Origin of the sequence: Mastigocladopsis repens PCC 10914, from assembly GCF_000315565.1 — a bacterium.
Lineage (GTDB): Bacteria > Cyanobacteriota > Cyanobacteriia > Cyanobacteriales > Nostocaceae > Mastigocladopsis > Mastigocladopsis repens.
In genome coordinates this window covers 1-23,822 of the sequence record NZ_JH992901.1, presented here as the reverse complement: position 1 = coordinate 23,822, position 23,822 = coordinate 1, and the positions used below count along the sequence as shown (strand labels likewise).

The window sequence follows — 23,822 nt, the reverse complement described above, 5'->3', positions numbered from 1 at the left end:
CCGGGTGGTTTCATAACAAGAAGAGAAAATTCGTTACTTGTCCATATTCATCCCTTGACATCGTTTATAACATGGGAATAAATTAATAAGTAACTACTTACTAATTTATGGCTCGTATACCCAAAATTACCAATCAGCAAATATTAGAGGCAGCCCGTGAAGTTTTTCTAGAAAAAGGTTTTAGCGGTTCAACTTTAGAGATTGCGGCGCGAGCAGGTATTTCTGAGGCGTCAATTTTTAAGCGCTTCTCAACCAAAGAAGAATTATTCTTCGCAGCGATGGGAATTCCAGAAACGCCTGTATGGGTTACAGAGCTTGAACCTCTTGTTGGCAAGGGCAACCTCAAAGAGAACTTAATTCAAATCTGCATACAGATTCTGGAATTTCACCAGGAGGTCATGCCCCGATTTATGATGCTGCGATCACGAGGGAAAGCTCTCCCGAAACCGGAAAGTCTACTAGAGTCAAAGCCGATCCGAGATGTCAAGGCACTGACTAGTTTTCTAGAGCATGAGATGAAACAAGGTCGGCTTTGCCCTTGCGATTCCAAAACTCTTGCTCTGCTCTTAATAGGATCTCTCATGAATTATGTTTTTTTTTCAGAGCGTATGGGGGCGCAGGCAAGTGTAGCTAATACCGATCAAGAGTTTGTGCAGCGTCTTGTAGAAATTCTTTGGCAGGGAATTGCACCAGTCCTAGATTAATGGGATGACACAGCTAAATCTTTTTTGAGCCAATTAATTAAGTAAGAACTTACATCTTAATAGAAAGGGAGTTGAGTTATATGATGTTGCGTCGTACTGCTGTGTTCACAGCTTTGTTCTTCTGTCTCGGTAGTACTGTTGCTTGGGGTGTACCATCTCGCCTTTTTAAGGAATTAATTGCACAAGTATCAAATGAACAATTGGGTTTTGAACCAGGTCAAGGCACACTCATTCAGGCACTCAATCTTACACCAGAACAAAAAAAGCAACTTGACTACACTTTCAATCAGAACAAAGAGCGAATCCAGCAAAGTCAACAAGAACTGCAGCAAACTGCTTTTGAGTTGCACTCACTTATGGAAGGTACAGGAACATCAGAGCAAATTCGTCAAAAACATAGCCAACTTCAACACTTGCAGGAACAGCTTGAAAATAGCCATTTTGAAAATATGTTGGCAATGCGAGCGGTTCTTACTCCAGAGCAGCGCCGTAAATTAACTGAAGTCGTACAGAAGCAGAGGATAAATTTACACAATCAGCCTGCTGAAAATCTAGAAGATTTTAATCTTTTACAACTTTTTTAAATGTTGCTAGTTTGTGCTGGGTTTAACTATCAACTAGTTAACATAAAAATCAAAAGCACTACAGATATTAACAGATATTAACTTCTTGATTCGCTCCACTGAAACTATGACTTTTGTCACGTATCAATTTAGGACTTTTGATCCATGTAATTACCTGAAATAATATTTATCATGAAGTTGTTGAATAGCAAGGAATTTGTCATTTTGAATTCCGAGGAAGTTTCATGAGGCTCAAATTCATCTCCTTGTTTGTTGTGACCATGACCGCAATCTCTTTGAGTACTACCGCATGTCAAGACCAAAAGGTTGGGACGCAAAGCCCCGAACCGCCTGGTCAAGTTCAAAATTTAGGGATGAAAGAACCTCCTGTTTCGTCTGATTTAGATTTGAGCGAAGAACAAAAAACCCAATTCAAGGAGATTCAAAAAAATACTCATTCCCAAGTTCAAAGCATTCTCACACAAGAGCAAAAGGAACAATTAAAAACGGCGACAGAACAAGGTAAAGAACCGTGGGTTGCAATGCAAGGTTTGAATCTCTCATCAGATCAGACGGAGAAAATGCGGAAACTCATGCAGTCACAGCGTGAGGAACTTTCAAATATTCTCACGGCAGAACAAAAGCAAAAACTGCAACAAATGCGTCAAGGAAAGCCCACTTCTGACGCTCCTTGATTGTACCCGCAACTTAAGTATTTAGTTCAATCAGAGAAATTTTTAATGACCTTCCAACTTTTTCTTCAACAATAAAAGAGGTAGTTTTATGTTTCGACCACACCACGCATTTATTGTCATAGCGACTGCCATAACACTTGCTCCAACTTTCTTCGCTAATCCAGCAAGTGCTCAGGGCAGAGTTTATGGTGTAGATAGACATTCAGAAGTTGCACAACTTCCACCACCTCCTCCTGAAGATGATCGCAATTGGGATCGTGACCGCAATTGGGATCGTGACGACGTACCAAGACCTCCTAGAAGAGACGATCGCAATTGGGATCGTGACCGCGATTGGGACCGCGACGACGTACCAAGACCTCCTAGAAGAGGCGATCGCAATTGGGATCGTGACGACGACAGACCAAGGGGGAGAATAGTTAGACTTCGTAATGGTGACGTTAGGCTTCCTAATGGGGATATTGTTCCTGCTAGGAAGATACGTAGACTTCGTAATGGTGACATTAGGCTTCCTAATGGAGACATTGTGGAGATAGACAATTAGAATTCCACGAATCAAAGAGATTGTAAATTTAAGGCTACCAAATGTGATCTCACATTAATCTCACTTTATGAGAGTAGAACTTTTTGGTAGCCATTCTTTCTAGACAGGAAAGAAAAAATGACAGTTAAAGAAAAAATGACAGTTGATAAATCACATCCTGTAGATGCGAGGCATCTATTTGTAAATTTAAAGAAAAAGGGTTGGACTCGTTGGTTGCCTTTTCTCATTATCTTTGCGGTTTTGGGTGGAGTTGGCTATATCGTTTATCGTCAATTAGTCGTTGTTCCCATTCAGGAAGCAAAACGTTCTGTTCTGACACATCCTGTAGAGAGGCAGAGTTTATCGATAACGCTGTCGGCAAATGGAACTGTTAAGCCAGAAAGGTCGATTAACGTTAGCCCCAAGAACTCAGGTAAACTTAAAAGATTGCTGGTGAAGGAAGGAGAGACTGTCAAACAGGGTCAGATTCTGGCTTACATGGATGACTCAAATCTTCAAGGGGAACTGATTCAAGCACAAGGACAAGTGGCAGAAGCTGAGGCTAATTTGCAAAAGTCGATAGCAGGGAATCGTCCTCAGGAGATTTCTGAATCGCAGGCGCAATTGGATGAAGCTCAAGCGAGTCTGCAAAAAGCGATTGTAGGAAATCGTCCTCAAGATATTGCCCAGGCTCAAGCACGCTTAACAAGCGCTCAAGCTTCCTTGAGCAAAGCGGAAGATGATTTTCGCCGCAATCAGGAACTTTATAAAGATGGGGCTGTTTCCCTTCAGACCTTGAACCAAAAACGCGCCGACCGTGACAGCGCTCAAGCTGAGGTGACAGAAGCACAGCAAGCTCTAGCATTGCAAAAAGCTGGGTCACGCCAAGAAGACATTGAGCAAGCACGGGCTGTGGCTAGACAAAGACAGCAGGCTCTAGCACTACTCAAAGCGGGGTCACGCCAAGAAGATATTAATGCACAGCGTGCCAAAGTGACTTCTGCTCGCGGTTCGCTCAAAAGCATCCAAACTCAAATCAATGACGCTATCATTCGGGCACCTTTTGATGGTGTAGTGACTAAGAAGTTCGCTGACCCTGGCTCTTTTGTGACTCCCACAACTTCCGCCAGTTCAGTTTCCTCTGCCGTTTCTTCTTCAATCTTGTCCTTAGCTTCTACAAATCAAGTTGTGGCAAATGTTGCGGAAGCGAATATTGCCAAAATAAACCTTGGTCAAAAAGTTGTAATTAAGGCAGATGCTTACCCAGGAAAAACCTTTGAGGGTCGGGTGAATCAAATTGCTGCCGAGGCGACAGTAGAGCAAAATGTTACTAGTTTTGAAGTCAAAGTCTCAATTATTTCCGACTCGCAAAACCTGCTGCGGTCTGGGATGAACGTGGAAGCAGAATTTCAAGTCGGTCAATTGAAAAATGCAATTGTAGTGCCTAATGCAGCGGTTGTGCGTCAACAGAATGTGACAGGAGTGTTTGTAGCAGAAGCTGATAACAAACCACCTGTATTCACTCCTATTAAGATTGGTGTCACGGTCAATAACAAAACTGAAGTCCTGTCTGGGTTGAAGGGAAACGAAAAGGTATTGCTGAGCTTTCCACCAGGGTCTAGACCGCAATCAAGACCTCGGGGCGGAATACTTCCTGGTATGCCTGGTGGAAGAAGCAGTTCTCCGGGTAGTACTCCAGGTGGCACTCCAGGTGGCACTCCAGGTGGCGCTCCCTCGGGTGGTGGTGCTCCAGGCGGTGCTCCCCCCTTAAACTAGTTTTAAAGATAACAAGATGACTAAGAATTTTTCGCGGGTTAAAAGTTACCGCACAGTGTCAGTGTGGGAAATTTTATCAATGGCGATAGAGGCACTGTGGAGGAACAAATTACGCACCGGACTGACTATGTTAGGTGTGATTATCGGGATTTCCTCAGTCATTGCTATTACCTCTGTTGGTCAGGGTGTCCAAAAAGGCGTCGAGCAACAGATACAAGCGTTGGGTACGGATGTTCTGCAAGTCATGGCTGGAGCCGCAAGAAGCGGGAATATTAGTCAGGGATTGGGTTCTACTAGCACCTTAACTTGGGAGGATGCTCAGGCGATCGCACAGCAAGCGCCGTCTGCTCAGGTTGTTTCTGCTTACCTCCAACAGACGGCACAAGTCGTTTATGGCTCAGAGAACACATCAACAACAATTTACGGCACAGATTTAAACTACCCAGAAGCGAGAAATACCCACCCTCAAGAGGGGAGATTCTTTAATCAAGAAGAGTTGGATACTGCTAAACAAGTTGCTGTTTTGGGTCCCACAGTTCAAAGGACACTGTTTAAAGGGGAAGTTGATGCCATAGGTAAGAAAATTCGGATTCGGGGGGAGGCTTACGAAGTGATTGGGGTGATGGAGCCGAAAGGTTCCCAAGGACCAAGGGATCGAGATGACCAAGTTTTCATCCCTCTGACCAGTATGTCTGCCAGACTTGTGGGCAACAATGCCTTGACAGGAGTTTCCGTGAATGGAATTTTGATCAAAGGCAGCAATCAGCAGCAATTAGAAGCGGCTCAGTTTCAAGTGAGCAATATCTTGCGCCTGCGTCACAATATCTATTCACCAGAAGCTGATGATTTCAGAATCACCAACCAAGCTGATATTGTCAGCACTTTCACCAATGTCGTTGGTTTATTTACAATCATGGTGGTGGCAATTGCTGGGATTTCATTATTAGTTGGGGGAATTGGCATTGCCAATATTATGCTGGTTTCTGTTGTGGAGCGAACGCGAGAAATCGGGATTCGCAAAGCAGTAGGAGCAACTTATTCAGCTATTCTCAACCAATTTTTAGCGGAAGCGGTTGTGATATCCACCATGGGAGGCGGCATTGGTATGGGAACTGGGATTGTGATTGCCGCTGCTGCTGCTACTGTGTTCAAGTTTCCCTTTGTCGTTTCTTTTGTGTCAATCATCGTCGGTTTTGGACTCTCGTTTATGGTAGGGCTACTCGCTGGGGTGATTCCAGCAAGGAACGCAGCAAAATTAGATCCAATTGCTGCTTTACGCAGTGAGTGATATCATGTTCGGGAAATTACTCATAATAAAACTTGTTTGTCGTCAGGACTTTAGTCCTTGCTTTCAAAGAGCAAGAGGACTCTTGTCCTCACTACGAATTTTTAAGGTTATTTAACCGGACATAATATGAATTTTCTTCATCTTTAATTGAGTACTGGCAAAGTTGCCACCAAATCCAATGAACTCTCATTATGTTATTCGGGATGAAGGTACGATCATACCTTCATCCTTGCTGCTTTTGTACAAAAATTTGTAACTTACGCAAGAAGTCTAGTGTCTAGAGTAACTGGAAAAGTCACCCATTCAGGTGAGGACACAAATAAGCAATAACCAATAATATGAAGGGAAATTAAGCAACTAACATTTTACACATTTGTATAGTCGTTGGTTTATTAAAAACTCTATTTTATTCATGGCTAGCGACTCCAAAAGTTGTAAAAACTCCAACTTTTTGGTTTCGCTCTCCCACTAAAAGATACTCAAGTCAAGAAATTTTCATTACAAGCTATCCATGACTACATACTTAGAAATTCCCGTAATTGGTAAAAAAGTTAAGCATCCAGTACGCTGGCTCATGGGTTTGATGGCAGCTGGTGTCTTGGTTGTTGGTAGTGCCACAACCTACACAGTTGTCAATCGCGGGACAAGCAAACAAGACATAGCTGCACTTACTGTCCCCGTCGCAGCCAAAGATGTCACTTTGCGAATTTCTGCCAGTGGTAAGGTGCAACCTGTTCAGAATGTGAATATTAGCCCGAAAAACTCTGGCACTCTAGTAGAGTTGTATGTTGAGCAAGGCGACAAAGTAAAACAAGGGCAAATTCTTGCCAAGATGGACAGCGCAGACATTCAAGCACGTATCTCCCAAGAGCGTGCAAACATAGCACAGAGCCAAGCACAGTTAGACCAAGCTCTTGCTGGAAGTCGTCCTCAAGAAATTGCCGAACAAAAAGCGCGTTTAGCACAAGCCCAAGCGCAGCTAGCTCAGGCGAAAGCAGGTAATCGTCCTCAAGAAATTGCTCAGGCTCAAGCTCAAGTCAACTCAGCTCAAGCAAAGGCGAAGTACACCAGCGAACAGGTCAAGCGTTACCAATATTTATACCAGCAGGGAGCAGAGAAAAAACAATTACTTGACCAAGCCATTAGCGAAGACGATGCTGCCAAGGCTTCTTTGGAAGAAGCTCAAAAACAGCTAGCTCTACAACAAATTGGCTCTCGTTCTGAAGAAATCGCCCAAAAAGAAGCAGCGGTAGAAGAAGCACGAGCTGCTTTGCAGCTGTTGGAAGCAGGTACCCGTCGTGAGGAAATTGCCCAGCGCAGAGCAGCTGTTGCTGCTGCCCAAGCCAAGCTAAAGACGGAGCAAGTCAATTTAGACAATACGATCATCCGCGCTCCCTTTTCAGGTGTGGTGACACAAAAGTACGCCAACGTTGGCGCATACGTCACACCGACAACGTCAGCGTCTACTAGTGCGTCCGCTACTTCCAGTTCTGTTGTTGCCCTAGCACGCGGGTTAGAAGTTCTGGCTAGTGTCCCAGAAGCTGATATAGGCAGAATTAAGCAGGGGCAACAGGTAGAGATTGTTGCCGATGCCTATCCTGACCAAGTCTTTAAAGGTCATATCCGCTTGATTGCTCCTGAAGCAGTCAAGGAAGAAGGTGTGACATTGTTCCAAGTGCGTGTAGCAATTGATACTGGGCAAGACAAGCTGCGTTCTGGTTTGAATGTAGACATGACCTTTTTAGGTGACAAAGTACAAGATGCCTTACTCGTGCCAACTGTGGCAATTGTTACCGAGAAGGGCAACACAGGTGTTTTGATACCAAATGAAAAGAATAAACCCGTGTTTCGGCCCGTCACAATTGGAGCACAAGTCCAAGAGCAAACACAGATTTTAGAGGGACTGCAACAAGGCGATCGCATATTTCTTAACCCGCCCGCAGATTACAAGCTCCAGCAACGCCAAGAGCAGCAGAAGAAATGAACATCCTAGAAAGTATGAAAATGGCAGGGAAAACCCTGCTGTCGAACAAGTTACGTAGCGCCCTCACCATGCTGGGTATTGTCATCGGTAACGCCTCGGTGATTGCCATGATTGGCGTTGGTGAAGGAGGGCAAAAGTTTGTCAATAAGCAGTTGGAGTCCTTAGGACCAAACGTCCTGTTTGTCATTCCTGGAAATCAGGAAACTCAGCGGATCTCCAATGATCTGCCGAAAAATTTGGTTCTGGAAGATGCAGAGGCGATCGCCTCTCAAGTGCCAACGGTTGCAGGCGTGGCTCCTGAGTTAAACGGGAGATACGTGGTTACATACCGTAACAGAAATACCACTGATGTCAATATTATTGGCACGACTCCGAGCTTCTTGACAGTACGGGACTTTGAAACTGCTAAAGGGCGGTTTTTTACAGACATAGACACCAAGCGCAGCAATCAAGTGACTGTGTTGGGTGCTGAATTGGCAGAAAAACTATTTGGTTCGAGTAACCCCGTAGGTCAGCAGTTACGGATTAAAAATGCTAGCTTTCAAGTTATTGGCGTGCTAGAAGGCAAAGGTTCAAGCCTAGGGGCTGATTATGACGAGGCAGCATTGATACCCATCACAACCTCAGCCAACCGACTTGTGGGAAGGAATTCTCCCTATGGTATCGTGTTAGATTACATCGTTGCTTCTGCTCGCGATAGCAATAGTGTCGATGCGGCAGAGTTTCAAATGACCAATTTGCTGCGCCTACGGCACAAAATTATCAGCGAAGATGATTTTACTGTCCGCACTCAGAAGGATGCTTTGCAAACTGTTGGTCAAATCACGGGTGCTTTGACAATCATGCTAGCTGCCGTAGCAGGTATTTCCCTGTTTGTTGGCGGCATCGGCATCATGAATATTATGCTCGTTTCCGTCACCGAACGCACCCAAGAAATCGGATTGCGTAAAGCCATTGGTGCAACCCAGCAAGATATTCTGTCACAGTTCATAATTGAAGCCGTTATTCTCTCGGCGGCTGGTGGCTTAATTGGTACGGCGATTGGTGTAGGCGGTATTATCCTGGTATCAGCTTTGACTCCCTTAGAAGCGGGGATCTCTCCTGTGGCAATTGGCTTGGCAGTCAGTGTTTCTGGCGGTATTGGTTTATTCTTTGGTGTTGTTCCCGCACGTCGTGCTGCCCAACTCGACCCAATTGTGGCTTTAAGGAGTGCTTAAAAGGATTTTAACCGCAGATGGACGCAGATGGACGCGGATATTACAGACAATTATATACGTACATCCGCGTATGTCTGCGGTTTTGAATTGAATAAGTAAGTAGGGTGGGCATTGCCCACTGAGTACATTGATGGTGGGTTAAGTTAAATTAGGTTAAAAATTTCTATGGCAAACACTCTATCAATAACTGACTCCCGTGTTCCCAACCCAGTAAATCAACCAGTTATCATTCGCTTAGAAGATATTTCTAAAGTTTATGGCAGTGGTGAAACTGAAGTGCGAGCGCTCAACGGTGTTGACCTAACTGTGGAACAGGGTGAATACTGTTCAATTATGGGAGCATCTGGTTCTGGTAAATCCACAGCTATGAATATCATTGGTTGTTTGGATCGCCCCAGTTCAGGGCATTATTACCTGGATAACGTTGATGTCGCCCAAATGGACGATGCAGAGTTAGCAAAAATTCGCAACAAAAAACTAGGGTTTGTGTTCCAACAATTCCACCTCTTACCTCAGCTATCAGCGTTAGAAAATGTGATGCTGCCGATGGTATATGCTGGTGTGAATGCTGGCGAACGTCGCGATAGGGCAACCCAAGCACTGAAGCGAGTAGGCTTAGAAAATCGTCTGAATAATAAACCAACTCAACTTTCTGGAGGACAGCAGCAACGGGTAGCCATAGCTCGTGCTATTGTTAATCGTCCAGTTTTACTTCTAGCCGATGAACCGACAGGCGCACTGGACTCACGTACAACCCAAGAAGTATTGGATATCTTTGGCGAACTGAATGCTAGTGGTATCACTGTTGTAATGGTGACTCACGAGCCAGATGTTGCTCGTCAAACACAACGCATTGTGTGGTTTCGTGACGGTGAAGTGGTACATTCCCACCTCAATCCGTCTGATGTGGGTCATTTGGCAATGTCTTAGCTTGCTAATGAGGCATTCTGGTGTTTGCCTTTGGATCATGAGTGTCACTACTGACAAACACTATGACCACACCCCCTCCAGCGACTTGTTAGGCGGCTGTTGGTAACTTCTAGTTCAGGGAGTTCGCTTGGCATACCACGCATGAATGAGGAGAGTCTGGAAGAACAATACAGGCGTGTCGAAGCCACTTGATGCAATAATGGATTCAACTTCCTGCGGCGGTAGTATGGCGGCATCCCGCCCATACGAGGTGACAAATTTTTCAATTTCCTCGGCAGGCGTTTCAGCATATCTAAGCATCAGTAGCCAAACTGCTAAAAGGCTTTGGTAAGACGCGGTAGACATATCGGAAGCTAAATCAGAACTCACCAGGTATCCATCAGGGAGAAGACGTGCAGCGATTTGGCGAAAGAAGTTGCGCCGTTCCTCCTGCTGCATAAAGAAATGAGAAACCAAAAGGCAGGTTGCTGCATGGAAAGAGTCCGATGCGGGAAGCGAGTCGAGATAACCTTCGTGGAAAGTGCAGCGTGATATGATACCACAAACTTCGGCTTTCTGGCGACAGATGTCCAGCATCGATGCCGCAGGCTCTACTGCAGTGAATTGCCATTGCGGAAATGTTTGGGCGAGGTCAATCAATTCCAAGCCGGTTCCCACGCCGACGCAGAGAATCCGTGCATCGTCAGGAAGTTCAGAAAGCACAATGCGGATAAACAAATGAAGTGCATCGCGCATAGGAGCCAATTTAGCGAACCGCTTGTCATAGGAAGAAGCACGTTCTTGGTCAAAAACAATAGATGGCTTTTGATCTTTCATTGTGAATAAATTCGCGCTCCTATATTTTATACGGTCGAGGACTACACAAGCTGCAAAGCCGCGCGCAGCCGCCTAACTTGTTATTAGACAGACAAAGTCTGTCTATTCACCACACCCATCAACTTGCGTCGTTTTCACCATCTGGTTACTGCAGCAAATGCTTCGACTGGTGTGTCAGAAAGGCTACCCCACTCATTCCAAGAAGCGTCATAATTGCGTACATTCTCATAGCCCAGTAAATACTTTAAGACAAACCAAGTATGGGCGGAGCGTGCTCCAATTGCACAGTAGGTTATCACTTCTTTGTCAGGAATGATGCCCTTACTGCTGTATAAAGCGTACAGTTCTTGAGCTGATTTGAACGTCTCATCTTCGTTCAGAGCTAATTCATAAAAAATGTGGACTGCACCTGGAATGTGCCCTGCACGCTGGGTTCCTTCTGGTGGTTTCATGGTGAACAATTCACCGCAATACTCTTGAGGTGTGCGTACATCAACCAAAACGCGGTCTAAGTTGCCAATAGCTCCTTGCACCTGCTCCCGCAGTGCCCGTATGTTTGAATCGGGTTCCTGTGCTGTATAGGTGGTTGTCTTGATGGTCGGGATTTCGGTCACTAGTGGGCGTCCTTCGCTAATCCATTTCTTGCGACCACCATTCATCACTCGCACATCCCTATGACCAAGTGAAATTGAAATTGCCGAACTGGTGGCACAAGGGCTAACAAGTGCTGAAATTGGTGCAGCCCTTTGGATTACAGAAAATTCTGTTAAGCAAGCCTTAAAACGAATGTTCCGAAAGCTTGAAGTTTCATCTCGTGCTGAATTGGTAGGGCGGCTTTTCTCAAACACAAGGCTTTCCCCATCCAAGGAGCATACAGTTTAACGCCTACGTTCCGTAACTTGCACGCAGCTTTCTTAAAACATTTGTATGAGGCTGTAGCGTAATGGTAACCTACAAACGCGATCTCAAAAATGTGGACTGGGAGGAGATAATTTTCATTGAGTGGCTAATAACTAACTACTCATGGTTATTAGCTATTAGCCATTAGCCTCTACTAATTAAAGGCTTGGCGTTTTGCCAGTCTCTGCTTGTGTTTCAATTGGCTTGACATCGCTGTAGCCCATATCACCAACAATTGTCCGGAACACAGACATTTGCTCTTCAAAATCCATTCCTTCTATTTGGGAAAGCAGATTGTTAACCGCGTCAGTTGCTTTGTAGTTTTCTGGTATGTCAACGACTTTATCACCCATGTTTTGTGCCCAAGCATACCAGACGAATAGCTGGTTATTTTCTTTGATTGCGCCATAAGCACGAGAATATTCTGAATCCTCGCGGTTGACAATTTGCCGCATAATTGCCAATTGTTGCTCATGAGATAATTTATAATAGTCGCTCAAGAGTATTGGTGCGAGTTCCGGTTCTGCCGCAGAGGGAGCAGCGGGAGTTATTGACTCACCCATTTTCTCATACACAAAGTAGAACCAAGCGAGTTTGGCATCGGTATCTAAGCGGTTAAATGCTTCTACCACATTTTGAGTTTCACTGCTTAAAGCTTGAGGAACATTTTTATCGTAATTTGCTGTCATATTTTATCTCCAGATCTATTTAACAAGTCAAACTTAGGCGTACCAGAGTTTCGGAATCGGTATCGACCCCCAAGAGAAAGAGTTTTAAAAATTTGCCAAATAGCCTTTTATCCGCCTTTTAATAGAGGTAAAAATCTATCTACAGATGCCAAGTATGGAAGAGTTTACTTTGTTAAAATACGGCATTGATAGAGAAATTCTTGGAGAAAATAATAATGCCTGATGAAATACAACCAAATCCATCACAAGCTCCTACTCACGATGCACAACTAGCTGCTGAAAACATAGCTAGTGGTGAAGAAAAAGCGCCAAGCGTTGATATGGAAGCAGATTATCAAGCTGCACAACAGCTCAGCGTCAGTGAAATTGACCGTACTGGTGAAGGCGAAAAAGCAGCCGAAAAGGCAACTGCACCTAAGCAAGAAGTGCGCGAACCTCAACAGACGAACACAGAAGCTAAGCCAACTGGTAATCCCAATGATTACATTGACATGGCAAAGGAAGTTGGTGGTTCCAGAAATCAAGGTGGAACTAACGTCACTGACGATTTGTTAGAAAAAGCTAAGGAAAAGGGTCAACCGAAAAAGTAAATTTGTCTGTATTTAATAAAGAATCAATTTAAAAAAAGCTCAACCTATTTTATGTTGAGCTTTTAGTAATTTTATGGTCTGTGCTAGAGAATTATCAAAAACTACTTGATAGCATTGCCTGCTTTAAGGAGTAGATCTCCAAGTTTCTTCACCTTAGTAGCAACATCACCTGTTGCATCAGCAGCTGCACCCTTTGTGTCCTCGCCCAAATCAGCCAGAATCCTAGATATTGATGCTTTGTCACCACTGTTGAGTGCCTGTTTGAGTTCACCCAGGTCTTCTGCAATATCATTTCCTTCGAGCTGTTGTTGCCAACTATCGATAACAGCAATGACTTGCTCGGCAGGTATAGAAGTAATATCTCCTTGTAAGGCAGAGATGGTGGCATCGAGATTAGCAGTTTGCTTTGCGTCAGCCATAACTATCTTCCTATGCTACGTGTTTTTTCCTGAATAACTTGGAACGTTAGTATTGAAAAATACTCTCATACCAAGTTTCATTTTTCTTAATATGAACACTAAAATCCTCATCCTACAGAAGTAGATATACTTGTATAACTTTTGATTTATTGACTAATCATATGCGGTAATTTTCCTAGTTCTGCCATATCAAAAGCATAGAAAAAAACTCCTGCTTTGACACAGGAGCTTTTGAGCTATTTGATTGTCAGTGATGAAAGTAACTTAGAAGCCTAGTCGAGTTCTTTCATGAACAACACTGGCTCAGTCTCGCGGTTGATACCTTTCTCGAAACCACCAGCAGCAGCACGGGCGCGACCAGCGTGCCACAGGTGACCAATCAGGAAGAAGAAGCCTAATACAAAGTGAGAAGTTGCCAACCACGCACGCGGAGACACGTAGTTGAAGGAGTTAATCTCGGTAGCCACGCCACCTACGGAGTTGAGAGAACCCAGAGGAGCGTGAGTCATGTACTCAGCAGCGCGACGAGCTTGCCAGGGCTGAATATCGTTCTTGATTTTATCCAGGTCAAGACCGTTAGGACCGCGCAGAGGCTCTAACCAAGGACCACGGAAATCCCAGAAGCGCATGGTTTCACCACCGAAGATGATTTCACCAGTGGGAGAGCGCATCAGGTATTTACCTAGACCAGTTGGACCTTGAGCAGAACCGACGTTAGCACCCAAGCGTTGGTCACGGATCAAGAAGGTTAAAGCTTGAGCTTGAGATGCTTCTGGACCAGTAGGACCGTAAAATTCGCTGGGATAAACGGTGTTGTTGTACCAAACCATGCAGGAAGCGATGAATGCCATCAGGGACACAGCGCCTATGCTGTAGGAGAGGTAAGCCTCACCAGACCAGATGAAAGCGCGACGTGCCCAACCGAAAGGCTTGGTAAGGATGTGGAAAATCCCGCCTGCAATACAGATCAAGGCAACCCAAATGTGACCGCCAACGACATCTTCGAGGTTATCGACGCTGACAATCCAACCTTCGCCACCGAAGGGAGACTTCAGCAAGTAACCGAAGATGACAGCTGGGTTCAGTGTCGGGTTAGTAATGACGCGAACATCACCACCGCCTGGTGCCCAGGTGTCATACAGACCACCGAAGAACATTGCCTTCAGCACCAACAGCAGGGCACCGCATCCCAAGATGATCAGGTGGAACCCGATGATGGTGGTCATCTTGTTCTTGTCTTTCCAGTCGTAACCAAAGAAGGAGGAGTATTCTTCTAAGGTTTCTGGACCACGGATGGCGTGATAGATACCGCCAAAACCGAGTACAGCTGAAGAAATCAGGTGCAGTACACCAACTACAAAGTAGGGGAAGGTGTCAATAACTTCACCACCAGGACCAACGCCCCAACCAAGGCTTGCCAAGTGAGGGAGCAGGATTAACCCCTGCTCGTACATGGGCTTTTCAGGAATGAAGTGAGCGACTTCAAATAAAGTCATTGCTCCAGCCCAGAATACAATCAAGCCAGAGTGGGCAACGTGAGCGCCCAGTAGTTTACCGGAGAGGTTGATGAGACGAGCGTTACCAGACCACCAAGCAAAACCAGTGGACTCTTGGTCACGACCACCTGCAACGATAGATCTATTAGAGAGCGTTACCACGGGGCAGTACCTCTTCTGGGAATACAAATTTTTCGTGAGGCTGATCTTGAGGAGCCATCCAAGCGCGGATGCCTTCGTTGAGCAAAATGTTTTTGGTATAGAAAGTTTCAAACTCTGGATCTTCTGCCGCCCGCAATTCTTGCGACACGAAGTCGTAAGCACGCAAGTTCAGCGCCAAACCGACAATCCCAACCGCGCTCATCCACAAGCCTGTGACTGGTACAAACAACATGAAGAAGTGCAACCAGCGCTTGTTGGAGAAGGCAATACCGAATATCTGTGACCAGAAACGGTTTGCTGTCACCATTGAGTAGGTTTCTTCGGCTTGGGTGGGGTTGAAGGCGCGGAAGGTGTTAGCTGCATCGCCGTCTTCAAACAGGGTGTTTTCTACTGTTGCACCGTGGATGGCACACAGCAGCGCTCCCCCAAGTACACCTGCAACTCCCATCATGTGGAAGGGGTTGAGTGTCCAGTTGTGGAATCCTTGCAGGAACAGCAGGAATCTGAAGATCGCTGCCACACCGAAACTGGGTGCAAAGAACCATGACGACTGTCCCAAGGGGTACATCAAGAACACGCTGACGAATACTGCTATTGGTGCAGAAAATGCTATAGCGTTGTAGGGTCTAATTCCTACCAGTCGCGCGATTTCAAATTGCCGCAACATGAACCCTATCAAAGCAAAGGCTCCGTGCAGGGCAACGAATGCCCACAATCCTCCTAATTGACACCATCTGGTGAAGTCGCCTTGTGCTTCTGGTCCCCACAACAGTAATAGGGAGTGTCCCATTGCATCCGCTGGCGTCGATACCGCTACTGTTAGGAAGTTACAGCCTTCTAGATACGACGAGGCGATCCCGTGGGTGTACCATGAGGTCACAAAGGTGGTACCGGTTAGCCAACCGCCTAGTGCTAGAAAGGCGCAGGGGAATAGTAGTATCCCTGACCAACCTACGAACACGAACCGGTCTCGCTTTAACCAGTCGTCTAGAACGTCAAACCACCCTCTACTACTGGGGGCCCGTCCAACTGCGATGGTCATCGGACTAAAATCCTCGTTTTTACTAAAATTGCAACTTTTTTGAGGGATTAACTTCTTTTATGACACTTACAGCGGCCCTAATGCTGCTGATATATATATATTATGAGAGCTTGCTGTCTCGTTAAGTCAGCATTTCTCATATCAGTGTCATAAGAGTTTCCACTAGTTGGTAATCCAGCTTGCAGAAACTTAATGATTCTTAACTTATCACATTATTCTGGCTTTGTGCCTGATTTACATTAAGAAATCAGGTATAAAGCCCGAACCCATTACTTATTATCAATATCAGAATTTTTACAATTTGACACAAGTTTTCTCATAAAACTTAAAAAACTAAAGTTCTGGGCTATGAGTGTTGAGTCAACTGACCTGTTGTTCCACTTAATTTCTCAGGAATCGGGGCTAAGTACCATTCTCGCTCTTATTTCAATTCGCTAAACTTGCAATACATCTGCTGCAATGGCAGACTTTGTAAAGAGAATATCTCACGCACCAAGGTAGTTCTAATGACGGCATCAACAACCATTAACAGAGGTGAGTCGCCCAATGGCGATAAATCTTCAAGCGTCTTACATCAAAAGGTTCTCGGTTCTCGTCGGTTCAGTAACTACTGGTGGGCAACTGTCGTTTCTGTGGGAGCCACGGGCTTCTTGCTCGCTGGTATTTCTAGTTACCTTAAAATCAATTTACTTATAGTTTCTGACCCAACTCAACTGCTATTCTTCCCCCAAGGATTGGTTATGGGTTTGTACGGGAGCGCTGGCTTACTCCTAGCCTTATACCTGTGGCTAACAGTTTTATGGGATGTAGGAGGCGGATACAATGAGTTTGACCGCCAAAGTGGCACAATCAAAATCTTCCGGTGGGGATATCCTGGGAAAAACCGCCGCATTGAGATTGACAGCCGTACAGAAGATGTACAATGTGTGCGAGTTGACATCAGAGAAGGGGTTAATCCTCGTCGCGCACTTTACCTGCGCGTTAAAGGTCGCCGAGACATTCCCCTAACTCGGGTAGGTCAACCCCTCTCGCTACAAGAGTTAGAAGTTCAAGGTGCTGAGTTAGCACGCTTTTTGGGTGTGCCGCTTGAAGGCCTGTAAATGATTGTGACTTTTGTATTTTAGGTAGGGGTGCATCAAAAATCTAAAATCGAAAACCTAAAATCGCATAACGAAGCTAAGATACACTGATTGAGTTTGTAACTAGTAATGCGGTTAAAAATTCCCCAATTTTTAGTAGCTCTCATCCTTGTCGGTGCGTTGATATTGGGGGGATGTTCAACACAGCAAGTTGTTTCTAACTCTTCCCCAACATCCACTGCTACCGCAGCAAGCACTAACTCAACCGCCGAGACAACCACTAATACGGCAACCACAGAGACAACCTCTGTATCTGCAAGTACAAATGAGAGTATTCCTGGAATGAAAGATTTACCACGACTCGAAGGCAAGGCAACGGTGGTTATGACCGTCAAAGGTTCACCCATTACCATCGAAGTGGACGGTACTAATGCCCCTATTACTGCGGGCAACTTTGTCGATTTAGTCCAGAAGGGTGTATACGATGGCTTGAGTTTCCATAGAGTCGTGCGCCAACCCCAACCGTTTGTCGTTCAAGGAGGCGATCCCCAAAGTAAAGACCAGAAAGTTCCTGTAAGTAGTTTGGGAACAGGCAGTTTTAGCGATCCAAAAACTGGAAAAATTCGCTACGTACCCCTAGAGATTAAGCCACAAGGTTCAGATCAGCCAATTTACAGTAAAACATTGGAGATGGCTGGTGTAAATAAGCCGCCTGTATTGCAGCACAAGCTGGGTGCAGTCGCAATGGCGCGATCGCAAATGCCTGACTCTGCTTCCTCACAGTTTTACTTCGCTTTAGCGGATTTGGGTTTCCTAGATGGTAGCTATGCTGTTTTTGGCTATGTTACCGACGGGATGGCAGTTGTAGACAAGATTCAGCAAGGCGATCGCATTGAGTCGGCGAAAGTCACTCAAGGTGCAGAAAATTTGAAAACCACCGGACAGTAAAAAGTAGATATAAGGGAGATGAGGGAGATAAATGCCGCATCCTCCCTATATTCCTCAACTTTCCCAAATTACTAACTCCCTAGATTACGAAATTGGTCGCAGTTGTTGTCACTGGTATTGGTCTAGTTTCCGCTTTGGGGAAAAACCTAGAGGATAGCTGGCAACAGTTAATAGCAGGTCAATCTGGAATAAAATGGCATCAACCATTTCCAGAACTGGAACCACGTCCTTTAGGAATGATTGGGAAACAACCAGCACAGATGAGAGTGCTGACTCATCTGGTTGTTACATCTGCTTTGAAAGATGCAGGATTGCTTCCACCTTTGCCAGATTGTGGGGTTGTGATTGGTTCGAGTCGCAGCCATCAGGGATTGTGGGAGGAGATGGTGCGGAGGATGAACAGGGGAGTAGGGGAAATGCCTTCAATATTCCCCCTTTGTCCCTCTCTCCCTCTCCCCCCCTCTTTAGAGGGTTGGTTGGAAACTTTGCCTCATATGAATGCGATCGCAGTTGCACGGCAAATAGGGACTTGTGGCATAGTTTTGGCACCAATGGCGGCTTGTGCGACTGGAATTTGGGCGATCGCTCAAGCGGCTGATTTAATCCAAACTGGGCAATGTCAAAGGGTCATTGCTGGTGCAGTGGAAGCACCAATTACACCCCTTACCCTTACAGGTTTCCAGCAAATGGGAGCCTTGGCGAAAACAGGAGCTTATCCCTTTGATGTGCGTCGGGAAGGCTTGGTTTTAGGAGAAGGTGCAGCAGTCTTTGTTCTAGAATCAGAGGAGTTGGCACAGCAGCGTCAGGCAAGGGTTTATGGTCAAATTCTTGGTTTTGGATTGACAGCAGACGCATATCATGCAAATACGCCAGAACCAGAGGGAAGGGGTGCGATCGCCGCAGTGAAACAATGTCTTGACCGAAGTCATATCAGTCCAAATGAAATTGATTACATTCATGCTCACGGCACAGCCACTCTCCTGAATGACCGTAGTGAGAGCCAAGTGATACAACGGTTATTTTCCAAAAGCGTGGCAGTCAGTTCCACTAAAGGCGCTACAGGTCACACACTAGGAGCATCAGGAGCCTTGGGTATCGCTTTTTCACTGATGGCATTAAAGAATCAAATCTTACCGCCAAGTGTTGGGCTAACTCACCCAGAATTTGATTTGGATTTGGTGAGGAAGGCGCGTCAAAGTCAAATTCAGCGCGTGCTGTGTTTTAGTTTTGGATTTGGAGGGCAGAATGCAGTCATAGCCTTGGCTAACGAGGGTTGAGGCAATTATTGTTCACACTTCCTACACTCCGACTCTGAGAAAATAGATATGATATGTAAAAGTAGATAAATCTTAAAAATTATTTATCAATGCTGGTTTCCTCCTCTGGCTTGTCCAAGGTCAAAGACTCAGTAAAAGAAAAGATTTTTTTCGGTAACGAACCTACAAGCGAGTTACTCGCAATTCTTACCGTTTACTTTGTTCAAGGTATTTTAGGCTTGGCGCGTCTTGCCGTCAGCTTTTTCCTCAAAGATGAACTTTTGCTCACTCCAGCTCAAGTTTCAGCTTTATTCGGCATAGTTGCCCTACCTTGGATCATCAAGCCACTGTTTGGTTTTATCTCCGATGGCTTGCCCATATTCGGCTACCGACGGCGTCCTTACCTAGTTTTATCTGGGATACTGGGAGCAATTTCTTGGGTGAGTCTTGCAACAATAGTTCACACACCCATAGCCGCTACACTGGCGATCGCCCTTGGTTCCCTCTCTGTCGCCGTTAGTGATGTGATTGTTGACTCACTGGTTGTCGAAAGGGCAAGAGCCGAGTCACAAGCCCAAGCAGGTTCTCTTCAATCCCTCAGTTGGAGCACTTCAGCCTTAGGCGGGTTGATAACAGCCTACTTTAGCGGTATGCTCTTAGAGCATTTTACTACCCGCACTGTCTTTTGGATTACCGCCTCCTTTCCGCTTATAGTCTCCGCAGTCGCTTGGTTTATAGCTGAGTCGCCCGTAAACAAAAACGCCAGCGAGGGTGATGATTCAAATTTCCAGTCAATCACGCATCAACTACAACAACTCCGCAAAGCCATTACTCAAAAAGCAATTTGGTTACCGACAGCATTTCTCTTCCTCTGGCAAGCGACACCAACTGCTGAATCTGCTTTTTTCTTCTTCACAACCAATGAACTGCACTTTGAACCAGAATTTTTGGGACGGGTGCGCTTGGTGACGAGTATAGCTTCCCTCGTTGGCATTTGGATTTTTCAACGCTTTCTCAAAACTGTCCCCTTTCGCGTCATTTTTGCGTGGAGTACCGTCCTCTCAACAGTACTGGGAATGACGATGCTGCTGTTGGTCACTCATGCTAACCGTTCATTGGGTATAGATGACCGCTGGTTCAGTCTAGGCGATAGCCTCATTTTGACCGTGATGGGGCAAATTGCTTATATGCCAGTGTTGGTTTTAGCAGCGAGGCTTTGTCCACCAGGAGTGGAAGCAACATTATTCGCCCTGTTGATGTCGGTAACAAACTTAGCTGGACTAGTATCCTACGAATTGGGCGCAGGATTGATGCATTGGTTGGGCATTACCGAAACTAACTTTAATGCCTTATGGGTGTTGGTGATTATCACTAACCTCAGCACGCTGCTACCGTTGCCATTCATTAACTGGCTTCCTGCTGCTGATTCTCAAAACGAGACACCAACGTTATCACCAACTTCAACCAACAGTGGGGAACAACCATTTTTACCTGAATTCATCTCTAAGTTGATCGTGCGAGAACCAAAGTCTGAACCAGTCGATTAGTCAGGAATTAATACGGTTGAGTTAAGACTTATTTGTGATCATTTAATCCGTGTAGAGAGGTTGCACTGCAACCTCTCTAACTTGGCTATTACACCCCCAAACTGTCTTATCTGAACTGTATTGAGTCAGGGACTGGTTACTAGTTAGTAGTTAGTTGTCAAACATTCAACTAACTACTAGTAGATGCCAAGAATGAATCCAAAATTTAATATTTAGATTTAATATAAGTTCAGAATTGGTATGCAGAGTTTTCAACTTTACGAACGAGCCTCAACAGTTCCAGAAAAATCATACATTCGTGGAGATTGGCAGAAAGGATATGAATCTCTCACAGAAGAGTTTGATTATTGGATTGATGATGTAGAAGGACAAATTCCGCCAGAACTGCACGGGACTCTGTTTAGAAATGGACCTGGTTTGTTAGATATAAATGGGCATCATATTCATCACCCATTCGATGGAGATGGCATGATTAGCCGCATCACTTTCTCAAATGGTCGCGCTCATTTCCGCAACCGTTTTGTCCGCACAGAAGCTTATTTGGAAGAACAAAAAGCCGGGAAAATTCTTTATCGTGGTGTTTTTGGGACTCAAAAACCTGGCGGTTGGTTAGCAAATGCCTTCGACTTTAAACTCAAAAATATTGCCAATACCAACGTGATTTATTGGGGTGATAAGCTGCTTGCACTTTGGGAAGCCGCAGATCCCCATCGTCTCGATCCCCAAACTTTGGAAACTTTGGGTAAAGAACATTTCCAAGGTGTGTTGTCAGAAGGAGAAGCTTTTGCTGCACATCCCCGCTTTGACCCCAGTTGTGCTCAAGATGGGGGTGCGCCTTGCCTTGTCAACTTTTCGATTAAGCCAGGACTCTCCACCACAATTACAATTTTTGAGCTAAACACTGAGGGGGAAGTTGTACGCAAGCACGCTCATAAAGTGCCTGGATTTGCCTTTATCCACGATTTTGCTATTACCCCCAATTACTGCATTTTCTTTCAAAATCCTGTTACCTTCAATCCCATACCTTTTGTGTTAGGAATGCGTGGTGCAGGTGAATGTGTGAAGTTTCAGCCACATCAACCCACTCGCATTGTTATTATTTCTCGCAATCCCGAACAACGCGAAGTAAAAATTCTCGAAACTCACTCTGGTTTTGTCTTCCATCACGCCAATGCTTTGGAAGTTGGGGATGAGATTGTCATCGACTCAATTTGCTACGAATCTTTACCAGAAGTGGAACCAGAAAGTGATTTCCGAGAAGTGGATTTTGATGCTCTTCAACCCGGACAACTGTGGCGATTTGATATTAATTTGAAAGACAAAACAGTGTCGCGGGAGTTGATAGAAAGTCGGTGTTGTGAGTTTCCTACCATGCATTCGCAAAAGGTTGGACGCCCCTATCGTTATTTATACATGGGTGCTGCTCACGCAGAGACTGGTAACGCTCCATTGCAAGCATTTTTGAAACTTGATTTAGAATCAGGCAAACGACAACTTTGGAGTGCTGCACCGCCTGGTTTTGCAAGTGAACCGATTTTTGTCCCGCGTCCAAACTCTGAAAGAGAAGATGATGGCTGGGTGGTAGCTTTGGTTTATGACTCCGAGTCCCATCGCTCAGATGTGGTGATATTGGATGCGAGAGATTTGAATAAAGGACCTATTGCTAGGTTGCATCTGAAGCATCATATTCCTTATGGTTTGCATGGGAATTTTGCTTCTGAGGTTTTTGTCCCAATGGATTAAGGTAGCGATCGCCTACCAAATGTTAGCCTACTGATAAAACTCTGAGACTGGCGGTTAGAAACCGTGCCTAAACAAATACTGGCAAAACTCTGAAGCTGGCGGTTAGAAACCGCGCGCCAGGTGCTACAACGCGGGGAACCCGCGCAACGCACTGGCTTGCCTACACAAACTAAGTCTGCCTCCGCAGACTAAAAATCATGAATTTCTAACCCGCGCAGGCGGGTTTTGTTTGTGTAGCCGCGACTTCCAGTCGCCAGGGTTTTTATCTGCTAGAGTGCGTTACTCAACCACGAGGTTCTGAGACTCAACGCCGAGTATCCAACACTCAACGACGAGTATCTAACACTCGACGACGAGTATCCAACACTCAACGCCGAGTATCTAACACTCAACGACGAGTATCTAACACTCAACGACGAGTATCCACCACTCAACGCCGAGTATCTAACACTCAACGACGAGTATCCAACACTCAACGACGAGTATCTAACACTCAACGACGAGTATCTAACACTCGACACCGAGAATCTAACACTCAACGCCGAGTCATTTAACACCATCGCACAAACTTCTATCACTCTCACTCACATTCCGGTTCGTCTGCAAATAATCACGCGCCCAATTGCAGCCGCGCACCAGTAAATCGTCGAGATTCAAATTCCACAAAATCACCGTGTTGTCCCAACTTGCCGAAGCAAGTGTCTTGTCGTCGGGGCTGAAACTGACGCCCAAGACCCCATCGCTATGACCATTCAAGGTTGTGAGCAATTGCCCTTGCATATTCCACAGCTTGATGTCCCGGAACCTACCGGCGGAAGCAAGTGTCTTGCCGTCGGGACTGAAACTGACGCCCAAGACCGCCTCGCGATGACCACTCAAGGTTTTGAGCAATTGCCCTTGCAGGTTCCACAACCGTACCGTCTTGTCCCAACTTGCGGAAGCAATTGTCTTGCCGTCGGGACTGAAACTGACGCCCCTGAGCCCATCGCTATGACCACTCAAGGTTTTGAGCAATTGCCCTTGCTGATTCCACAACCGTACCGTCTTGTCCCAACTTGCGGAAGCAATTGTCTTGCCGTCGGGACTAAAACTGACGCCCAAGACCGCATCGCTATGACCACTCAAAGTTTTGAGCAATTGCCCTTGCAAGTTCCACAACCGTACCGTCTTGTCATGACTAGCGGAAGCAATTGTCTTGCCGTCGGGGCTGAAAGCTACGCCATAGACCCGATCGCTATGACCATTCAAGGTTTTGAGCAATTGCCCTTGCAGGTTCCACAACCGTACCGTGTTGTCCGCACTTGCCGAAGCAATTGTCTTGCCGCCGGGACTGAAACTGACGCCCAAGACCGCATCACTATGACCATTCAAGGTTTTGAGCAATTGCCCTTGCAGGTTCCACAACCGTACCGTGTTGTCCGCACTTGCCGAAGCAATTGTCTTGCCGCCGGGACT

General features: G+C 45.6%; 23 protein-coding genes. 16 read left to right on the top strand and 7 right to left on the bottom strand.

Annotation, left to right across the window (positions count from 1 at the left end):
• The first annotated feature begins 107 nt into the window (after positions 1-107).
• The 9 genes from MAS10914_RS0102170 (at position 108) to MAS10914_RS0102130 (ending at position 9,680) form a co-directional block, all read left to right on the top strand.
• Complete coding sequence (locus tag MAS10914_RS0102170) at positions 108-704, top strand: TetR/AcrR family transcriptional regulator (RefSeq protein ID WP_017314255.1); 597 nt, start codon at positions 108-110, stop codon at positions 702-704.
• A gap of 80 nt (positions 705-784) precedes the next feature.
• Entirely contained in the window at positions 785-1,288 is a 504-nt protein-coding gene (locus MAS10914_RS31950) for a Spy/CpxP family protein refolding chaperone (protein WP_017314254.1), read from the top strand.
• A 260-nt stretch (positions 1,289-1,548) separates the two neighbouring features.
• Positions 1,549-1,962, top strand: a complete 414-nt coding sequence (locus MAS10914_RS29400; RefSeq protein ID WP_232224090.1) for a Spy/CpxP family protein refolding chaperone — start codon at positions 1,549-1,551, stop codon at positions 1,960-1,962.
• 88 nt (positions 1,963-2,050) lie between these two features.
• On the top strand, positions 2,051-2,506 hold the full coding sequence (locus MAS10914_RS31945; protein WP_017314252.1) for a hypothetical protein: 456 nt from the start codon (positions 2,051-2,053) through the stop codon (positions 2,504-2,506).
• A gap of 135 nt (positions 2,507-2,641) precedes the next feature.
• On the top strand, positions 2,642-4,261 hold the full coding sequence (locus MAS10914_RS0102150) for an efflux RND transporter periplasmic adaptor subunit (protein ID WP_033365505.1): 1,620 nt from the start codon (positions 2,642-2,644) through the stop codon (positions 4,259-4,261).
• 16 nt (positions 4,262-4,277) lie between these two features.
• Positions 4,278-5,549, top strand: a complete 1,272-nt coding sequence (locus MAS10914_RS0102145) for an ABC transporter permease (RefSeq protein WP_026082281.1) — start codon at positions 4,278-4,280, stop codon at positions 5,547-5,549.
• 511 nt (positions 5,550-6,060) lie between these two features.
• Positions 6,061-7,533, top strand: a complete 1,473-nt coding sequence (locus MAS10914_RS0102140; RefSeq protein ID WP_017314249.1) for an efflux RND transporter periplasmic adaptor subunit — start codon at positions 6,061-6,063, stop codon at positions 7,531-7,533.
• Positions 7,530-8,750, top strand: a complete 1,221-nt coding sequence (locus MAS10914_RS0102135) for an ABC transporter permease (protein WP_017314248.1) — start codon at positions 7,530-7,532, stop codon at positions 8,748-8,750. The genes MAS10914_RS0102140 and MAS10914_RS0102135 overlap by 4 nt, the downstream gene beginning before the upstream one ends.
• Before the next feature lie 165 nt (positions 8,751-8,915).
• Positions 8,916-9,680 carry an ABC transporter ATP-binding protein gene (locus MAS10914_RS0102130; protein ID WP_017314247.1) on the top strand — a complete coding sequence of 255 codons (765 nt, stop codon included), beginning with the start codon at positions 8,916-8,918 and terminating at the stop codon, positions 9,678-9,680.
• A gap of 114 nt (positions 9,681-9,794) precedes the next feature.
• Here the strand turns inward: MAS10914_RS0102130 and MAS10914_RS0102125 are convergent, their stop codons facing one another.
• The gene (locus tag MAS10914_RS0102125; RefSeq protein WP_017314246.1) at positions 9,795-10,496 is read right to left on the bottom strand and encodes a class I SAM-dependent methyltransferase; all 702 of its coding nucleotides are present in this window, start codon (positions 10,494-10,496) and stop codon (positions 9,795-9,797) included.
• A 134-nt stretch (positions 10,497-10,630) separates the two neighbouring features.
• Positions 10,631-11,284 (bottom strand): sulfurtransferase, encoded by a 654-nt coding sequence (locus MAS10914_RS29390; protein WP_084786435.1) that lies wholly within the window; start codon positions 11,282-11,284, stop codon positions 10,631-10,633.
• Between MAS10914_RS29390 and MAS10914_RS32485 the strand changes: the two genes are divergently transcribed.
• A complete protein-coding gene (locus MAS10914_RS32485; protein ID WP_232224088.1) occupies positions 11,202-11,378 on the top strand; it encodes a helix-turn-helix domain-containing protein in 177 nt (58 codons plus the stop codon). The genes MAS10914_RS29390 and MAS10914_RS32485 overlap by 83 nt on opposite strands.
• Positions 11,379-11,554: 176 nt before the next feature.
• Here MAS10914_RS32485 and MAS10914_RS0102115 read toward each other — a convergent pair whose 3' ends face one another.
• Complete coding sequence (locus MAS10914_RS0102115) at positions 11,555-12,085, bottom strand: orange carotenoid protein N-terminal domain-containing protein (RefSeq protein ID WP_017314244.1); 531 nt, start codon at positions 12,083-12,085, stop codon at positions 11,555-11,557.
• 215 nt (positions 12,086-12,300) lie between these two features.
• Between MAS10914_RS0102115 and MAS10914_RS0102110 the strand changes: the two genes are divergently transcribed.
• On the top strand, positions 12,301-12,675 hold the full coding sequence (locus MAS10914_RS0102110; protein ID WP_017314243.1) for a hypothetical protein: 375 nt from the start codon (positions 12,301-12,303) through the stop codon (positions 12,673-12,675).
• 101 nt (positions 12,676-12,776) lie between these two features.
• Here MAS10914_RS0102110 and MAS10914_RS0102105 read toward each other — a convergent pair whose 3' ends face one another.
• The 3 genes from MAS10914_RS0102105 to psbD all read right to left on the bottom strand — a co-directional run bounded on the left by MAS10914_RS0102105 (position 12,777) and on the right by psbD (position 15,794).
• Complete coding sequence (locus MAS10914_RS0102105) at positions 12,777-13,094, bottom strand: hypothetical protein (RefSeq protein ID WP_017314242.1); 318 nt, start codon at positions 13,092-13,094, stop codon at positions 12,777-12,779.
• A gap of 272 nt (positions 13,095-13,366) precedes the next feature.
• Positions 13,367-14,752 (bottom strand): photosystem II reaction center protein CP43, encoded by a 1,386-nt coding sequence (gene psbC / locus MAS10914_RS0102100; protein WP_017314241.1) that lies wholly within the window; start codon positions 14,750-14,752, stop codon positions 13,367-13,369.
• The gene (gene psbD / locus MAS10914_RS0102095) at positions 14,736-15,794 is read right to left on the bottom strand and encodes a photosystem II D2 protein (photosystem q(a) protein) (protein WP_017314240.1); all 1,059 of its coding nucleotides are present in this window, start codon (positions 15,792-15,794) and stop codon (positions 14,736-14,738) included. Before psbD ends, psbC begins: the two co-directional genes overlap by 17 nt.
• A 506-nt stretch (positions 15,795-16,300) precedes the next feature.
• Between psbD and MAS10914_RS0102090 the strand changes: the two genes are divergently transcribed.
• The 5 genes from MAS10914_RS0102090 to MAS10914_RS0102070 all read left to right on the top strand — a co-directional run bounded on the left by MAS10914_RS0102090 (position 16,301) and on the right by MAS10914_RS0102070 (position 22,367).
• Positions 16,301-16,894, top strand: a complete 594-nt coding sequence (locus tag MAS10914_RS0102090) for a photosystem I assembly protein Ycf4 (protein WP_017314239.1) — start codon at positions 16,301-16,303, stop codon at positions 16,892-16,894.
• 108 nt (positions 16,895-17,002) lie between these two features.
• Positions 17,003-17,821 (top strand): peptidylprolyl isomerase, encoded by an 819-nt coding sequence (locus MAS10914_RS0102085; protein ID WP_017314238.1) that lies wholly within the window; start codon positions 17,003-17,005, stop codon positions 17,819-17,821.
• A gap of 92 nt (positions 17,822-17,913) precedes the next feature.
• Positions 17,914-19,098 carry a beta-ketoacyl-ACP synthase gene (locus MAS10914_RS0102080; RefSeq protein ID WP_017314237.1) on the top strand — a complete coding sequence of 395 codons (1,185 nt, stop codon included), beginning with the start codon at positions 17,914-17,916 and terminating at the stop codon, positions 19,096-19,098.
• A gap of 89 nt (positions 19,099-19,187) precedes the next feature.
• Positions 19,188-20,624: a folate/biopterin family MFS transporter gene (locus tag MAS10914_RS0102075; RefSeq protein WP_017314236.1), complete on the top strand. Its 1,437-nt coding sequence runs from the start codon at positions 19,188-19,190 to the stop codon at positions 20,622-20,624.
• 240 nt (positions 20,625-20,864) lie between these two features.
• Entirely contained in the window at positions 20,865-22,367 is a 1,503-nt protein-coding gene (locus MAS10914_RS0102070) for a carotenoid oxygenase family protein (protein WP_017314235.1), read from the top strand.
• Positions 22,368-22,913: 546 nt separating this feature from the next.
• Here MAS10914_RS0102070 and MAS10914_RS36570 read toward each other — a convergent pair.
• On the bottom strand, positions 22,914-23,822 hold a 909-nt coding region (locus MAS10914_RS36570), incomplete at its 5' end, for a WD40 repeat domain-containing protein (RefSeq protein ID WP_033364888.1).

Bases quoted from the DNA above. Each gene is read 5' to 3' on its own strand.
- MAS10914_RS0102170 (WP_017314255.1), top strand. From the start codon at position 108: ATGGCTCGTATACCCAAAATTACCAATCAGCAAATATTAGAGGCAGCC.
- MAS10914_RS31950 (WP_017314254.1), top strand. From the start codon at position 785: ATGATGTTGCGTCGTACTGCTGTGTTCACAGCTTTGTTCTTCTGTCTC.
- MAS10914_RS29400 (WP_232224090.1), top strand. From the start codon at position 1,549: ATGACCGCAATCTCTTTGAGTACTACCGCATGTCAAGACCAAAAGGTT.
- MAS10914_RS31945 (WP_017314252.1), top strand. From the start codon at position 2,051: ATGTTTCGACCACACCACGCATTTATTGTCATAGCGACTGCCATAACA.
- MAS10914_RS0102150 (WP_033365505.1), top strand. From the start codon at position 2,642: ATGACAGTTGATAAATCACATCCTGTAGATGCGAGGCATCTATTTGTA.
- MAS10914_RS0102145 (WP_026082281.1), top strand. From the start codon at position 4,278: ATGACTAAGAATTTTTCGCGGGTTAAAAGTTACCGCACAGTGTCAGTG.
- MAS10914_RS0102140 (WP_017314249.1), top strand. From the start codon at position 6,061: ATGACTACATACTTAGAAATTCCCGTAATTGGTAAAAAAGTTAAGCAT.
- MAS10914_RS0102135 (WP_017314248.1), top strand. From the start codon at position 7,530: ATGAACATCCTAGAAAGTATGAAAATGGCAGGGAAAACCCTGCTGTCG.
- MAS10914_RS0102130 (WP_017314247.1), top strand. From the start codon at position 8,916: ATGGCAAACACTCTATCAATAACTGACTCCCGTGTTCCCAACCCAGTA.
- MAS10914_RS0102125 (WP_017314246.1), bottom strand. From the start codon at position 10,496: ATGAAAGATCAAAAGCCATCTATTGTTTTTGACCAAGAACGTGCTTCT.
- MAS10914_RS0102115 (WP_017314244.1), bottom strand. From the start codon at position 12,085: ATGACAGCAAATTACGATAAAAATGTTCCTCAAGCTTTAAGCAGTGAA.
- MAS10914_RS0102110 (WP_017314243.1), top strand. From the start codon at position 12,301: ATGCCTGATGAAATACAACCAAATCCATCACAAGCTCCTACTCACGAT.
- MAS10914_RS0102105 (WP_017314242.1), bottom strand. From the start codon at position 13,094: ATGGCTGACGCAAAGCAAACTGCTAATCTCGATGCCACCATCTCTGCC.
- psbD (WP_017314240.1), bottom strand. From the start codon at position 15,794: ATGACCATCGCAGTTGGACGGGCCCCCAGTAGTAGAGGGTGGTTTGAC.
- MAS10914_RS0102090 (WP_017314239.1), top strand. From the start codon at position 16,301: ATGACGGCATCAACAACCATTAACAGAGGTGAGTCGCCCAATGGCGAT.
- MAS10914_RS0102085 (WP_017314238.1), top strand. From the start codon at position 17,003: ATGCGGTTAAAAATTCCCCAATTTTTAGTAGCTCTCATCCTTGTCGGT.
- MAS10914_RS0102075 (WP_017314236.1), top strand. From the start codon at position 19,188: ATGCTGGTTTCCTCCTCTGGCTTGTCCAAGGTCAAAGACTCAGTAAAA.
- MAS10914_RS0102070 (WP_017314235.1), top strand. From the start codon at position 20,865: ATGCAGAGTTTTCAACTTTACGAACGAGCCTCAACAGTTCCAGAAAAA.